Below are 14873 nucleotides of genomic sequence, written 5' to 3'. Positions count from 1 at the left end.
TATTATTGCCCGGCCGATAGGTGGCTAAGCGCGAAGCGTTAAGGCGCCCAGTAAATCGCTAGTGGGCAAGATAAAAAGGCCCGGATAGGCAGTTGGCGAACATCATCGCCATTTAATGCCTTCGCCAGCACGGCTCGCTTATCCTCACCGGTAATGTGCAAAAAATGACGGCGCGCTTGATGTAAGCGATCCGCTGAAAAGGTAATTCGTGGCTGTAACTGGCTTGGCGTTCTTACCGCCACCAGCGGCTCGCCTGTAGCCAACGCTAGCGTAAGCTCAGGGCTGTCGGGGAATAGCGAGGCCGTATGGCCATCGCCGCCCATGCCTAAAATCACCGCGCTAGCTGGCCAAGCAAGCAAAGCAGCCTGCTTAGCAACATGCTCCACGCCCTCCTCTGGGGTCTCTGCATCACAGGTTAACGGTAAAAAAGTGGCGGCCGCGGCGTTGCCTTGCAACAAGTGCTCACGCACTAACTTGGCGTTGCTGTCGCTGCTGTGTTCGTCTACCCAGCGCTCGTCGGCAAGCGTGATGTCTACGCGCGCCCACGGCAGTGGCTTCGCCGCCAGTGCCGTGAAAAAAGGCAACGGCGTGGAGCCACCCGACACCACCAGCAAGGCCCGCTCGTGATGCGTTAAGTCTTCGTGCAGGGCTTGAGAAACGGCCTCTGCAAGCTGCTCAGCCAGCTGTTGGCGTGCTTGACTCATATCAATAATCCTCGTACCAGCTGCGGCCGTCTTGGGTAATCATCGCAATAGAAGCGACTGGCCCCCACGAACCCGCAGGGTAGCGGCGAGGCGGTGTTTCACGTTTTTTCCAACCGTCGATGAGCTGATCACACCAACGCCACGAATGTTCAATCTCATCGCGACGCACAAACAGATATTGCTGCCCTTTCATGACTTCTAATAGTAGACGCTCGTAGGCGTCAGGAATCCGCGATTTGGGAAAGGCGCTATTGAAATCAAGATGCAAAGGCCCGGGACGTAGGCGCATGCCCTTATCTAGGCCACTGTCTTTGGTCAGCACTTGCAGAGCGATGCCTTCTTCGGGCTGCAGACGAATAATGAGCTTGTTTGATGCGATACCGCGCTGGTCTGGATCAAAGATATAGTGCGGCTGCTGGCGAAAGTGAATGACAATTTGTGAGAGTTTCTCCGGCATACGCTTACCCGTACGCAGATAGAAAGGCACCCCAGCCCAACGCCAATTAGCCACTTCCGTTTTCATGGCTACAAAGGTTTCTGTCTGGCTTTGTGTATTGGCATCCTCTTCTTCCAAATATCCGGGCACTGACTTGCCGTCGGTGTTACCGGCGATATATTGGCCGCGCACAACGTCACGCCCAAGCGCTTCGCCAACAAAGGGTTTAAGCGCTTTCAGCACCTTCACCTTCTCATCCCGAATCGCATCGGCATCCAAATTGGACGGCGGGTCCATGGCGATTAAGCACAGCAGCTGCAGCAAATGGTTTTGCACCATATCGCGCAGCTGCCCTGCCTCATCAAAGTAGCCCCAGCGCCCCTCAATGCCGACTTTTTCTGCCACCGTAATCTCGACGTGAGAGATATTATTCTGATTCCACTGGGTGCCAAACAGAGGATTGGCAAAGCGAAGTGCAATCAGATTCTGTACGGTTTCTTTACCTAAATAGTGATCGATGCGGTAAATCCGCGACTCGGGAAAAACGTCGCCAATGGCGTCGTTAATCTCAATCGACGACTGCAGATCGTATCCAATAGGCTTTTCAACGATGATCCGTGAGTTTTCGCTCACACTGTTACTGGCCTGAAGATTGCGACAGATATCGCCGTAAATACGCGCCGCTACCGAAAGATAAACCACCATCGGCTGCGACGAACCCTCCCGCCACTGACGGATTGCTTCAAAACCATCAACCTTGGTGAAATCCAGCTGCCGATAATCCAGGCGATTAAGAAAACGCTTTAGGCTCTCTGCATCCTGCTCATCTTTTTTAAGTCGCTTCTGTAGCGCGAGGTTAACCAGCTCGCGAAACTCAGCAACATCGTGCTCCTGGCGAGCCAGCCCCATAATGCGGGTGCTTTCAGGCATCAAGCCTTCGCGGTCTAGATGGTATAAGGCAGGGAACAGCTTGCGCATGGCAAGGTCGCCCAGCGCCCCGAACAGCGCCAGATCAATGGCGTGATCGGGGTCACCGAGGGGAATACTTTGTGAAGCACTAGACTGGCTCATCGTTGCTCCTATTAATATCTAAACAGCTACTTGTAGTTAGATTACCTAAAATTTACCGTAAAGCAGGCATTGTACGCAATAATTCATGTAATTTTACTACAAAAAACACAGTGACTGACAATCAACACCTGCCAGCCCCACGTTATCTGTTAATAGCCTTACATTTTTACAGACTTTTTATGGAAGGCCATGATCTCTTAGCGCATGCTTAAGGGTACTAAATGGCGAGCTGGGTATATGACATCGATGACACCGTGGTTTTATCGTAGCAGGGATGTGTACCGGCACTGGGCACCTGTTTTTAAAATCATTTCGATTCTGTGGGTGGTGCTAGCGCTGTTTATGCTGGTGCCGCTTGTCTTATTGCTCATAGAGAATGATCCCGATGCCATGGCCTTTGGTATTTCGGTACTGATCATACTAGGCGCTGCGGCGCTGATTTGGCTATTGACGTACCGCGTATCGTTGGAGCTAAAGCCGTGGCAGATGTTTATTCTCACTGCCGCCAGCTGGGTCAGTATTAGCGGCTTTGCCAGCCTACCGCTAGTGCTTGGCGCGCCTCAATTAACGCTCACAAATGCAGTGTTTGAATCAGTTTCGGCAATCACTACCACCGGGTCGACCATTCTGGTCGGCATTGAACATTTTTCCGATGGCTTGAAGCTTTGGCGCGGCCTGATGCAGTGGATAGGGGGCATCGGCATTATTGTGATGGGCATTGCGATTTTACCGTTTTTGAAGGTAGGCGGTATGCGCCTTTTTCATACCGAGTCATCCGACTGGTCCGATAAAGTGATGCCCCGCACGGGTGGAATTGCCAAAGCGACGCTAACGATTTATGTCAGCCTCACCCTTATCGCTAGCGTTAGCTATTGGTTTGGCGGAATGACGCCGCTGGACGCCATCGTGCACGGTATGTCATCGCTTTCGACTGGCGGGTTTGCTAATTCTGATGCTTCTTTTGGCGCCTACGCCGACCGGCCGTGGCTGCTGTGGATGGCCAGTTTATTTATGCTCAGCGGTGCGCTGCCCTTTGTGCTCTATATACGCTTCATACGCGGTTCAGGCAGTGCTTTATGGCAAGATCAGCAGGTGCGTGGCCTGCTTAAACTACTGCTGGTGGCGATCGTTATTTTGAGCGCCTGGCGCGTGACTCACGGCAGCGCCCCTTTTGAAGCGGTCACTCACGTGACATTTAATATTGTGTCAGTAGTGACCACCACCGGCTACGCCTCAGATGACTACACTCTTTGGGGCGCCCTACCGGTGGTAGCCTTCTTCTATCTTACGTTTATCGGTGGCTGTAGCGGCTCGACCAGCGGAGGGATGAAAATCTTCCGCTTTCAAATTGCCACTTTGATGCTGCGCAATCAGCTACGCTACTTAATCCATGCTAACGGGATCTTCACCACTCGCTATAATCAACAGCCGGTGACGAACGATATTTCGCGCAGCGTGGTGGCTTTCTCGTTCTTCTTTTTCATTACCATTGCCGTGTTGGCACTTTGCTTATCCGCGCTGGGGCTGGACTTAGTAACCGCCCTTTCAGGTGCCGCCACGGCGGTAACCAACGTGGGCCCCGGGCTTGGTGACATCATTGGCCCTGCTGGTAACTTTGCACCGCTGCCTGACGCCGCAAAATGGCTGCTGTGCATTGGCATGCTGATGGGCCGATTAGAAATACTCACCGTAGTGGTACTAATGACCCCGATGTTTTGGCGACGTTAGCCGTTCACATATATTTACTCTTCTCTGCTGGTTACCGGATAACTATCATGCGCCTGTTAAAAATCGACTTAACATTCTTTTAACAGGCGCATAGATACAGACTAAATCTCGACCGAGCGGCCGATGAATTCGATAGGCCCGGTTGGAAGTCCGGTAGATGAGCCCTTTTCATCTTCAAGCGTTAGCTCAAACAGCTGATTATCTTGCAGTGGTGGCAACTCATCCAGGCGTAGCCGAATCGGCTTGCCGGGTTCGACTAAACCAAGCGAGACCGGTGCTTGCCATTCATCTGCTTTGGTCCAGAACTGAAGCGCTTTGCCTTCAGGCACTGTAAAGGTACCGAGAGGAATTAGCTCTATTTCTTGGCGTGATGATGCCTGCACCACCCAGCCAGCCGACTGAGTTTGCGGGGCTAGCAGCACCACCATGTACTCGGGAGTGGTTGGCGAATTTACTTGGTTTGTCAGCAGCACGCCCATAACCAGTGCAGCAGCTAACCCAAGCCCTGCAGCGCCGCGCCAAAGTGGCAGGCTGCGTAAAAAAGGACGCCGTGGTGAAGAAGCCAGCGGACGAGCAGCGATTGACGGTTTTTTTGATGCCGTCATGCTGCGCTCAATGCGAGGCCACAAATAGTCAGAAGGCGTTACTGGCGTCGTAATAGCGGTATAGGGCAAGAAACGCTCTTCCCATACCATAACGGCTTTTTGCAATTCAGGCTCATTGGGTAGCCGCGCTTCAAATGCTTGGCGTTGCGCTAACGACAGCGTGCCCAGCACGTATTCACCCGCCAAGGCATAATCGTCTTCGTATTCATTTTGGCTGGGGCGAGTCATGCCATACACTCCCTTAGACGCAGCAAGCTGCGTTTAATCCAAGCTTTCACGGTACCAAGCGGCGCACCCGTATGGGCGGAAATTTCAGCGTGACTGAGGCCATCAACATAGGCATGGAGTACGCAGTTACGTCGCTCCGGCTCAAGTTGTTTTAAACAGTGATCCATTTGTTGACCGGTCTGCCAATCAAAGGCTTCTTCTGCAACAGAGGCGTGCTGGAAATGCTCATCGTGGGCTAATTCGGTCGGATCGTTGCTATCAAAGGTAATTTCACGATCACGATAGCGGATGGCATTTAATGCCAGGTGACGCGCTACGCTAAATATCCATGCTCGCGCGGATCCTTTATCAGGATCATAACTTCCGGCGCGCTGCCAAATATTAAGACAGGCATCGTGGACAATATCTTCAGCCATGCCGCGATCTTTGACGATTCTAAAAACTACTCCTAAAAGTCTTGCACCTTCATGAGCATAGAGTTGATGCAAAGCGTCATGATCGCCGCGAGCACACTTAATTAATGCGGCATCATGATCAAATTCATTAGCTATATCGGACACACCTTCGCTCCCTGATGACGCGTCGATCCCACTCGTCGCACGTCCAGACAGCATAGCGGCTAAGGGGTCGCGATACGACCCCTTAGCCTTACTGAACTCTAGTTTTGCTAAACTTAGTTAGCAGTCCAGAAGATGTAATCGGCTTGATAAGTAACTACTGCAGTTGCGCCGTCGTGATCTGCATCACAAGTGACGTCAGGTGCCACGCCGCCTTCGGTGTTCAAGCGCTGAATGTAGCTAACGTCCATCATCGCGCCTTCGCCTTCAGCTGGGTTGGCTTCTACTAACTGAAGAGGAATGTTGCCATCACCGTTGGCAGCGGTGGCTAGCTGAGTACCGGTGATTTTAGAACCATCCAGCGCTTCCCAAGTAGCTGGGGGACCATAATAGCTACCTACTTGAGTGCCGTCGGTGTCATTAAGTGCAGCGTGTGGGCCTTTGAAAACCCAAGCCATGTCACCAGAGTCATTGGTTTCACACATATAAGTGATAGCGCCAACGCCAACGGTTTCAAGCGCTACGGTGTTGCCGTCTGGTACTTGTACGTCCGCTGGCGTTTCAGCCAAAGCGGCGTGACTGAAGGATGCAATCAGGGCTGCGGCCAGTGTAGTACGCGTCAGGTTTTGAATGGTCATTTCAGTCTCCAAAAAGGGTTGTTATCAACCACCTCAAATAGCGGCTGTATAGGGAATACCCGCGAGACCCTCTTTTGGATGCAGTGATGTTAAAAAAATGTAAAAAAAAGCCCTGAGCAGATTCTCAGGGCATTATTTAGGGGTAATACGTAAGCATTCAAAGCCTAACAATAACGATTAGGCCGTTGCCTGCATCGCAAGCGTGGTATCCAACATCCGGTTAGAAAAGCCCCACTCGTTGTCATACCAAGCCATCACTTTGACCAAACGGCCATTCACGCGAGTGTGATTGGCATCAAAGGTCGAGGAGTTGGCATCATGGTTGAAATCGATAGAGACCAGCGGCTCAGCGTTCACGGCCAATACCGGCGAGTTAGCGGCGGCTTTCTCAACAATGGCGTTGATCTCTTCCTTCGTCGTATCGCGGCTCGCGGTGAACGTGAGATCTACCAGCGAAACGTTAATGACCGGCACGCGCACCGCTAGGCCATCCAATTTGCCTGCCAGCTCTGGCAGCACCAACCCTACTGCCGCCGCTGCACCGGTTTTGGTTGGGATCATTGAATGGGTTGCGCTACGAGCCCGGTAGGGGTCGGTGTGATAAACATCCGACAAATTCTGATCATTAGTGTAGGCATGAACCGTGGTCATCAAACCGTTCTCAATCCCCACGGCATCGTTCAATGCTTTCGCAACCGGCGCTAGGCAGTTAGTCGTGCAGGAAGCGTTGGAGACCACTTTGTGATCAGCCGTTAAAACATGGTCGTTCACGCCATACACGATGGTCGCGTCGGCATCGGGGCTGGGCGAGGAAATCAGTACTCGCTTGGCGCCGGCGGTAATATGCTTGGCCGCCGCCTCACGCTTGGCAAATAATCCCGTACACTCCATGACTAAATCAATTTTCATGGCTTCCCATGGCAGATTCGCCGGGTCACGCTCAGAGGAGATCGCGATACGATCACCATCGACAGTGATGCTCTCGGCATCATGCTCTACTTTAAAAGGAAAGTGGCCATGAACGGTATCGTGACGCAACAGGTGTGAATTTAACGACGGATCGCCAAGATCATTAATGGCGACAACCTGAATGCGATCGCGGTAGCTATTTTCGTAAAGGGCGCGCAGTACATTGCGGCCGATACGGCCAAATCCATTAATCGCAACTCTTATTGTCATGATAGCTCCTCAATAAATCGGTGGTGAAAAGTAAGGCATGATGTAAAAAATTACCAAAAATACGTATTTAAACCTCAAAAAAGCTGCCAACAGCTACTTAATTGCCTTAAAAGGCTTATGTAAACTCGATATGTAGTAAAATTACTATATAAACACTATTGTAGTCCAATACTAAAAATTCAAAAGAGAGTGATGCCATGAGTGATGCGCAGCCGCCCCGCCAGACTATTCGTACACTACAAGCGCGTAAACGAATTGCCCTGATTGCTCACGATGGTAAGAAAGGTGAAATGCTCGAATGGGCGACTCGCTGGAAAGACACGCTTGGCCAGCACACCCTTTTGGGCACCGGCACCACTGCCGGGCGCTTAAAGACAGCTTTAGGGTTAAGCGTAGAAGGACTCATGAGTGGGCCGCTGGGCGGCGACCAGCAGATTGGTGCGCGTATCGCGGAACAGCGCCTGGATATACTGATCTTTTTTTGGGATCCCTTCTCGCCGCAACCACACGACCCGGATGTCAAAGCGTTGCTGCGTTTGGCCGCATTATGGAATGTGCCGGTCGCCTGCAACGCAGCCACCGCAGACTTTTTGCTTTCCTCGCCTTACTTGAACGAAAGCTACGATATGTCGATTCCGGATGCCAACGCCTGGGCTCAAGCGAGAACCGTTTAAGCACTATGCGTAGCGCAACACTATACGGAGCGGGTACGCAGGTGACGCGCCACCACTTGCCGTCCGCTGAGATAGTCGCCACTAGCCGCCGATAACGCACAGGTGAGGGTCAACTCGGCAATGCGGTCATAGTCCTGCAGCGCCGAGTTGACCGGCTGAGGGAGAAAATCCAGCAGCCGGTGGTCGCCAAAAGTGGCTAAATGAATATCTTCCGGCAATCCACCGCGCTCCAAGAACACATCAAACACTCCCTCCAGTAAAGCATAGGACGCCGTCACCAACGCATCCACACTGCCATGCTGATCCAGCAGCTGTGTGGCTAAGTGCGCGCCTTCGCTACGCTCGTAACTCGTACCACTCAGCACAATCGACTCAATGCCAGTGCCCGCCAAAGCATCCTGAAAGCCTGAGCGCCGCTCACTGCTGATGGATAAATCAGGCATCGCGTCAAGCCACGCCACGCGCTTGGTTACTTTGCTGATCACTGAGCGAGTCAGTAACGTCGCTGCTTCCTGATCATTGCTCACGACGCTGGCAAACAGCGCTGGATTTAAACCCCGGTCCATGCCCACTACGCACCAGCCCTCTTCCATCAGGTCGGTGTAGAAGGTGTCATCACTAGGCAAGCAGCTAGCGGTTATCAATACCTCACAGCGCTGGGCACGCAGTGACAGTGCCAGCGTTCGCTCACTCTCGGCACAATCATCTGAACTGACGATCAACAGCTGATAGCCCTTCTCCCGTGCACCACGCTCTAAGCGCTTGGCGAGGCGGGCATAACTGATGTTCTCCAAATCCGGAACGATAAGCCCCAGCAAGCGGCTCGCGCCTCGGCGCAGCGCTGCCGCCTGCGGATCAATGTGGTAGCGATGATGACGCACCACCGCCATCACTTTTTCAATCGTGGCGGCACTGATACGTCGCTGCTCGGCCTGGCCATTCACCACATAGCTAGCGGTAGTGCGTGAAACGCCAGCTAGTCGAGCAATATCGGCGAGTGTCATGAGGGTTCCCCTTGGCGTGACCGGGCAGTTTATCAGCAAGTTAGCGCATGCAAGACCAAAGTCTAGAAGATCAAACCTTGTGTCATTAAGTGAATCGATTCAGCATAGCACTATACTTCGATGAAACGACAGGCATGACACGGTTAATCCAGCTAGGCGACATGCCACGATAACGATCAGTTTATGTACACGTCTCTGCGCTCATGGGCAGTGCTAGCCTGCAGTATTCAGGGCAGCCAGGGCACGTTTACAGGAGAATACTATGTTGACACTCGGCCCCGATGACATCTTGCTAGGCCGCCACGCGGATAGCTGGCAAACCGCCTTGGACAGCGCCGCTGAAGCGCTGGTAGACGCCGGATTCGTTGAGGCTGAGTACCGCGACGGCCTGCATGCTCGTGAAGCACAGTCATCAACGTTTCTGGGCAATGCGATTGCGATACCCCACGGTACGCCAGAAAGCCGCCAGCATGTAAAACGCACCGGCGTTCGCGTACTGCAGTTTCCCCAGGGCATTGAGTGGCACGACGGCCAGAACGTGCATGTGCTGGTCGCTATCTCGGCACACAACGACGAGCATCTGGATATTCTGCGCCAGCTAACCCATGTACTCGACCGCGAAGGCGTGGCTGAGCAGCTTGCCAGCGCTACCTCTGCCGCGGATATTGCACAATTGCTTTCAAAGCCAGCGCTTGAACCGCGGCTTGATGCTGACACGCTATGTGTCAATTTTCCCGCTCGCGACCCACAAGAACTAGCCTTGGCTGCTGCCGCTCGCTTGCGCCAAAGTGGCTGTGTTGATAATACCTTTATCGCCGCCGTCGCGGACGCTCAGCCTATCTGGTTAGGCAAGGGTTTATGGCTGTCCAGCAGTTCACACGGCGTCAACCAGCCTGCCCTAGGTATCGCCACACCGGCTGAGCACACCCTGAAAAGCGCGGGTCACCCCGTGCATGCGCTGTTCTGTTTAGCGGCACATGGCGATGCCCACCGCCCACTGCTAGAGCAATTAATGGCACTTGTCGACAGCGGCGTCAGCGACATCCTCCTCACACGTACCAGTGATCAGTTGCTGGCACTGCTGGCCGGGGAAACCGCCAATACACACACCCGCCGCGTGCGGGTGCTTAATCCTCACGGCTTACACGCCCGCCCCGCGAAGCAGTTGGTGCAGGTGGCTCGCGCTCAGTCCATGCCGATTAATGTGCGCTTGGAAGAAGGCAGCGCCACGCCGGTTTCCGCAGCGAGCCTAACCAAAGTGATTGGCTTAGGGGCCCGGCGCGGCCAGTGGTTGGTTCTGTCTGCCGAAGGCGACACTGCGCAGCAGGCGCTTGAGCACTTGGCCGAAACGATTGAAGCAGGTCTGGGCGAAAAAGTGACGCTCTTTGAGGGTGGCCGCGATAGCGCCCAAATGCCCAAGGTAGCAACGGCAAACGTGGTTCCGCTGAGTGCGGATACGCCTCATGCAGGAGTGGCGGCCTCGCCCGGCTTAGCCATCGCCCCTGTGTTTGTTATCCGCCCGCTGCAGTTTGATTACCCTCAGCATGCGGACGACTCAGAGCAGCAGATCACCCGGTTCAACAGTGCCATTCAAGAAGGCGCAGCGCAGTTACAGGCACTGGTGCGGAATGCACAGGGGGGCGAGGTAGCGGACATTCTCTCAATGCACGAAGAGATGCTCGACGACCCCGAACTTCATCACGCAGCGACAGATGCCATTCGCGAAGGCCGCTCCGCGGAAGCTGGCTGGTGGGAGGCGATTGAAACCGCTGCCCACGCGCAGGAAATGCTCGCTGACCGGCTGCTTGCCGAACGCGCTGCTGATTTGCGCGACGTTGGCCGCCGGGTGCTTGGCGTACTCTGCGACGTGCAACTCCCTGAGCCCCCGAACCATCCTTACATTCTAGTGATGGACGATATTGGCCCGTCCGATGTCGCTCGCCTAGACACTTCCCGCGTGCGTGGCCTGCTGACCGTTCGCGGCGGCGCCACGGCGCACAGCGCCATTTTGGCACGGGCACTGGGCATTCCAGCGGTGGTCGGTGCCGGGCAAGCGGTGATGGCACTTAACAATGCCAGCATGATGATCCTGGACGGCGAGCGAGGCCGTGTAACCTCACAGCCATCTGAGGAGCGTTTACAGCGCGCCGAACAACAGCTGCTCGATCATCAGCAGCGGGAAGCCGATGCCTGGGAAACCCGCTTTGACCTTGGCCAAACCCGGGATGGTCACCGTGTCGAAGTTGCCGCGAACCTTGGTAATACCGCCCACGCCGCCGATGCAGTAGAGCGCGGCGCCGAAGGCGTTGGCCTGCTGCGTACCGAATTTTTGTTTATGGCCCACGCCAGCGCACCGGATTTAGCGACGCAAATTGGCGAGTATCGCCAAGCGGTTGAAGCGCTGGGCGAGCGCCCGCTGGTAGCGCGCACTTTGGATGTGGGAGGCGACAAGCCCCTGCCCTACTGGCCGGTGCCTCAAGAGGACAACCCGTTTCTGGGTCTTCGTGGTATTCGTTTAGCGCTCACCCAGCCCGAGGTGCTCGAAACCCAGCTACGTGCGTTACTAATGGCAGCAGCGCCAGCGGTAGGCTCGAAAGATAAAAATCATCCGCTGCGCATCATGCTACCGATGGTCAAAGACATTGCCGAGTTCCGTGCCGTTAAGATCGTTTATGACCGACTACTGCAAGAGATTCCAGCCGCCCAACGCACCACCGACGTGCAGCTGGGGGTGATGATTGAAGTGCCCTCCAGTGCGCTTTTGGCGCCCAGCCTGGCGGCTGAGGTGGACTTCTTCTCGATAGGAACCAACGATTTAACCCAGTACACCCTGGCCATTGACCGTGGCCATCCAGAGCTCTCGGCACAGGCCGATGGCCTGCATCCTGCGGTACTGCGTCTGATCCAAATGACCGTGGCCGCCGCGCATACCCAGGGCAAATGGGTGGGCGTATGCGGTGAGCTGGCCTCAGATGCCGCGGCTATTCCGGTCTTGGTCGGCCTGGGCGTGGACGAGCTTTCGGTAAGTGCGCGACAGATCCCCTTAGTGAAGGCCCGCCTGCGTGAGTTTGACCTTGCCGATGCCCAGGCCAGTGCTCAGCTTGCGCTAAGCAAAGCAACCAGTGATGAGGTGCGCGACGCCCTGGAGGCCCGTTAATGGCCCGCGTGCTGTGTATCACCCTGAACCCGGCGCTGGATTTGGCGTTTAACCTTGACGCCCTAGTACTGGGCAGCGTGAATCGCCCCACCAGTGCGCAGTTAGAAGCAGCAGGAAAAGGCGTCAACGTCGCCCGAGTGCTGGCTAGGCTTGGTCATCAGGTAACGGTCAGTGGCTTTTTAGGCAGCGAAAACGATGCTCCCTTTACGCTCGCTTTTCAGCAGGCGGGGTTGGTCGATGCCTTTGTGCGCGTTCCCGGCAGCACTCGCATTAATGCCAAACTGGCTGAACACAGCGGCCGCGTCACCGACATTAACGGCCCCGGCATGCCGATTGATGCCGCTCACCTGAAAGCGCTGATCGCAGCGCTGGATACCGAGCTGACCAGCGCCACGCCGCCACACGCGGTCGTGATGGCGGGCAGCCTGCCACCCGGATGTTCACAGGACGATTTCCGCCAGCTGCTGAACCACCTAAATGCCAGCGGTGTTCCATTATGGGTTGATACCAGCGGGCCCGCCTTGAGCACGGCGATTGCGTCAGGTCCGGCAGGTGTCAAACCGAATGAAACAGAGCTCGCTGAATGGGCCGGTGAACGCCTTGATGATATCCAGGCACGCCTGGAAGCCGCCCGGCGACTGCACGAAAGTGGCATCACCCACGCACTCATTTCGGCGGGCAGCGAGGGAGTGCTGTGGGTTAACGCTCAAGGTAGCTGGCACGCGACGCCGCCCAGCGTCACCGCCACTAATACGGTGTGTGCCGGCGATACGCTGGTAGCTGGCATGCTGCATGGCCTGCTCAGCCAGCACGACGCTGAACAAACCCTGCGCTTCGCCACCGCGCTTTCTGCTGAAGCCGTGCGCCACGTAGGCGTGGGCGACCCTCACGCGGCTGATTTCGACTCACTCCAACAACATACCCGGATACAGCGTCTTGACGACGCCATTACCGAGAGAGCCACGCTATGAATGTCATTCTGATTACCGCCTGCCCCAGCGGCATGGCGACGACCTTCCTCGCTGCCAAGCGCCTGGAGCAAGCAGCCCAGCGTCAAGGCTGGTCGGCTCACGTGGAAATGCACGGTGAAATAGCCCCCTTACACGCTGCTAGCGCTGAGCAGATCGCCAATGCTGATTTAATTGTGGTAGCCGCCGATCACGTGCCCGCGCCAGAACGGTTCGAGGGCAAGCGCCTATTTCAGGCACCGATTGCGAGCGCCCTACCCGACCCTAGCGGCTTTCTTGCTCAAGCGAAGCGGGAAGCGCCTATTTATAGCGCCCCCATAACGTCTAGCGCACCGGCTGCTGCAAGTAGCGACGGCGGCAAGAGAATCGTTGCCGTTACCGCCTGCCCGACCGGCGTTGCCCATACCTTTATGGCCGCTGAAGCGCTAGCAGAGGCGGGCAAAGCCATGGGCCACGCCATTCGCGTTGAAACCCAAGGCTCGGTAGGTGCACAAGATAAATTAACTGAAGATGAGATTGCTGGCGCCGACATCGTCGTACTGGCCTGTGACATTGACGTTGATCCTTCTCGGTTTGCAGGCAAACGCATCTACCGCACGTCGACCGGCAACGCGCTTAAAAAGCCGCGCCCCACCCTTGAAGCCGCGCTCAGCGAGGCCGCCATAGAGAGCGACAACAGCAATGCGGGCACAGCCAATAAGAGCGTCAAAGAGAAAGGCGTTTACAAGCACCTGCTCACCGGCGTTTCCTTTATGCTGCCGATGGTGGTGGCAGGCGGCCTGCTGATTGCGCTCTCCTTTGTATTTGGCATTGAGGCCTTTGAGCAGGAAGGCACGCTGGCCGCCGCGCTCATGCAGATCGGTGGCGGTACCGCCTTTGCACTGATGATTCCCGTTCTGGCAGGCTATATCGCCTACTCCATCGCCGACCGCCCCGGCATCGCCCCGGGTATGATTGGCGGCATGCTGGCGGCCAATATCGGCTCCGGCTTTATCGGCGGTATTTTGGCAGGTTTCCTGGCGGGCTATGTGGCGCTGGCGGTTACTCGCTACGTCAAACTGCCTTCTAGCGTTGAATCTTTGAAGCCGATTCTGATTATTCCGCTAGTGGCCAGTTTGGTCACTGGTCTGACCATGATCTACGTGATTGGCGAGCCGGTTGCTGCGCTGCTCAATGCCCTGACCAGTTTCCTGGAGTCCATGGGCTCCACCAACGCAGTACTGCTGGGTATTCTGTTGGGCGCGATGATGTGCTTCGACCTGGGCGGCCCAGTTAACAAAGCCGCCTACACCTTTGGCGTGGGTTTGCTCGCCTCCGAAACGTACGGCCCTATGGCGGCGATTATGGCGGCGGGCATGGTGCCAGCCATTGGTATGGGTATTGCCAGCTTTGTGGCACGTAACAAGTTTTCTGCGCCGGAACGCGAAGCGGGCAAAGCATCATTCGTGCTTGGCCTTTGCTTTATCAGTGAGGGGGCCATTCCGTTTGCGGCGAAAGATCCGCTGCGGGTCATCCCCGCCTGTATTGCAGGGGGCGCGTTAACCGGTGCCCTTTCGATGCTAGTGGGCGCAAAGTTAATGGCGCCTCACGGCGGTATCTTTGTACTGCTCATTCCCAATGCCATCACCCCTGCACTGCTTTACCTTGGCGCCATTGTCGCGGGCTCGCTGGTGACAGGTTTAAGCTATGCGTTTATCAAACGCGGCGCCGCCCAGGTCGCTGTCGCCAGCTAAACGCTCCGAAACAATAGACGATAGGCAGGCAAGTAAACCTGCCTATCGCTAAAAACACGTACTTTTACGCAGATAATTGCTTTAAAAGCTTCAACACGCTCCCCTTTATGCGCTTTTTTATGTAGTATTTTTACATAACGTCGATATAAGCCATTCCGCTTTTAACAGCCTCTTATAACAAACGGATCGCT

Annotated in this window: 12 protein-coding genes; 5 read left to right on the top strand and 7 right to left on the bottom strand. The window is 55.2% G+C overall.

Annotated features, from left to right (window positions below; all coding sequences use genetic code 11):
* Nucleotides 1-38 precede the first annotated feature (38 nt).
* Nucleotides 39-704 (bottom strand): 6-phosphogluconolactonase, encoded by a 666-nt coding sequence (pgl, locus tag ACT3TR_RS14630; RefSeq protein WP_096279389.1) that lies wholly within the window; start codon nt 702-704, stop codon nt 39-41.
* A gap of 1 nt (nt 705) precedes the next feature.
* Nucleotides 706-2211, bottom strand: coding sequence for a glucose-6-phosphate dehydrogenase (zwf, locus tag ACT3TR_RS14625; RefSeq protein WP_096279387.1), 1506 nt, complete (start codon nt 2209-2211; stop codon nt 706-708).
* Nucleotides 2212-2448: 237 nt separating this feature from the next.
* On the opposite strand from zwf, the gene ACT3TR_RS14620 reads away from it, so the two are divergent.
* A complete protein-coding gene (locus tag ACT3TR_RS14620) occupies nt 2449-3939 on the top strand; it encodes a TrkH family potassium uptake protein (protein ID WP_096279385.1) in 1491 nt (496 codons plus the stop codon).
* Nucleotides 3940-4040: 101 nt separating this feature from the next.
* Here ACT3TR_RS14620 and ACT3TR_RS14615 read toward each other — a convergent pair whose 3' ends face one another.
* From ACT3TR_RS14615 to gap, 4 genes are all read right to left on the bottom strand, one after another.
* Entirely contained in the window at nt 4041-4772 is a 732-nt protein-coding gene (locus ACT3TR_RS14615) for an anti-sigma factor (RefSeq protein ID WP_441683804.1), read from the bottom strand.
* On the bottom strand, nt 4769-5332 hold the full coding sequence (locus tag ACT3TR_RS14610; protein WP_096279381.1) for a sigma-70 family RNA polymerase sigma factor: 564 nt from the start codon (nt 5330-5332) through the stop codon (nt 4769-4771). The genes ACT3TR_RS14615 and ACT3TR_RS14610 overlap by 4 nt, the downstream gene beginning before the upstream one ends.
* 113 nt (nt 5333-5445) lie before the next feature.
* Complete coding sequence (locus tag ACT3TR_RS14605) at nt 5446-5967, bottom strand: DUF3455 domain-containing protein (protein WP_096279379.1); 522 nt, start codon at nt 5965-5967, stop codon at nt 5446-5448.
* A 177-nt stretch (nt 5968-6144) separates the two neighbouring features.
* Nucleotides 6145-7146: a type I glyceraldehyde-3-phosphate dehydrogenase gene (gene gap, locus ACT3TR_RS14600; RefSeq protein WP_096279377.1), complete on the bottom strand. Its 1002-nt coding sequence runs from the start codon at nt 7144-7146 to the stop codon at nt 6145-6147.
* A 197-nt stretch (nt 7147-7343) separates the two neighbouring features.
* Here gap and ACT3TR_RS14595 point away from each other — a divergent pair, with 197 nt between their 5' ends.
* Nucleotides 7344-7820 (top strand): methylglyoxal synthase, encoded by a 477-nt coding sequence (locus tag ACT3TR_RS14595; protein WP_444625688.1) that lies wholly within the window; start codon nt 7344-7346, stop codon nt 7818-7820.
* Nucleotides 7821-7840: 20 nt separating this feature from the next.
* Here the strand turns inward: ACT3TR_RS14595 and cra are convergent, their stop codons facing one another.
* Complete coding sequence (cra, locus tag ACT3TR_RS14590) at nt 7841-8824, bottom strand: catabolite repressor/activator (protein WP_441683807.1); 984 nt, start codon at nt 8822-8824, stop codon at nt 7841-7843.
* Between the two features lie 262 nt (nt 8825-9086).
* Between cra and ptsP the strand changes: the two genes are divergently transcribed.
* From ptsP to ACT3TR_RS14575, 3 genes are read left to right on the top strand one after another with little or no spacing between them, the layout of a single operon-like run.
* A complete protein-coding gene (gene ptsP / locus ACT3TR_RS14585) occupies nt 9087-11981 on the top strand; it encodes a phosphoenolpyruvate--protein phosphotransferase (RefSeq protein WP_444625689.1) in 2895 nt (964 codons plus the stop codon).
* Nucleotides 11981-12952, top strand: a complete 972-nt coding sequence (pfkB, locus tag ACT3TR_RS14580) for a 1-phosphofructokinase (RefSeq protein WP_444625690.1) — start codon at nt 11981-11983, stop codon at nt 12950-12952. The genes ptsP and pfkB overlap by 1 nt, the downstream gene beginning before the upstream one ends.
* Nucleotides 12949-14682 (top strand): PTS fructose-like transporter subunit IIB, encoded by a 1734-nt coding sequence (locus ACT3TR_RS14575; RefSeq protein ID WP_444625691.1) that lies wholly within the window; start codon nt 12949-12951, stop codon nt 14680-14682. The genes pfkB and ACT3TR_RS14575 overlap by 4 nt, the downstream gene beginning before the upstream one ends.
* The last annotated feature ends 191 nt before the right edge of the window (nt 14683-14873 follow it).

It is taken from the genome of Halomonas sp. AOP12-B1-6, from assembly GCF_052379225.1.
GTDB classification, from domain to species: domain Bacteria; phylum Pseudomonadota; class Gammaproteobacteria; order Pseudomonadales; family Halomonadaceae; genus Vreelandella; species Vreelandella casei.
The sequence above is the reverse complement of the archived record's forward strand: the minus strand, read 5'-3'. Positions and strand labels throughout refer to the sequence as shown.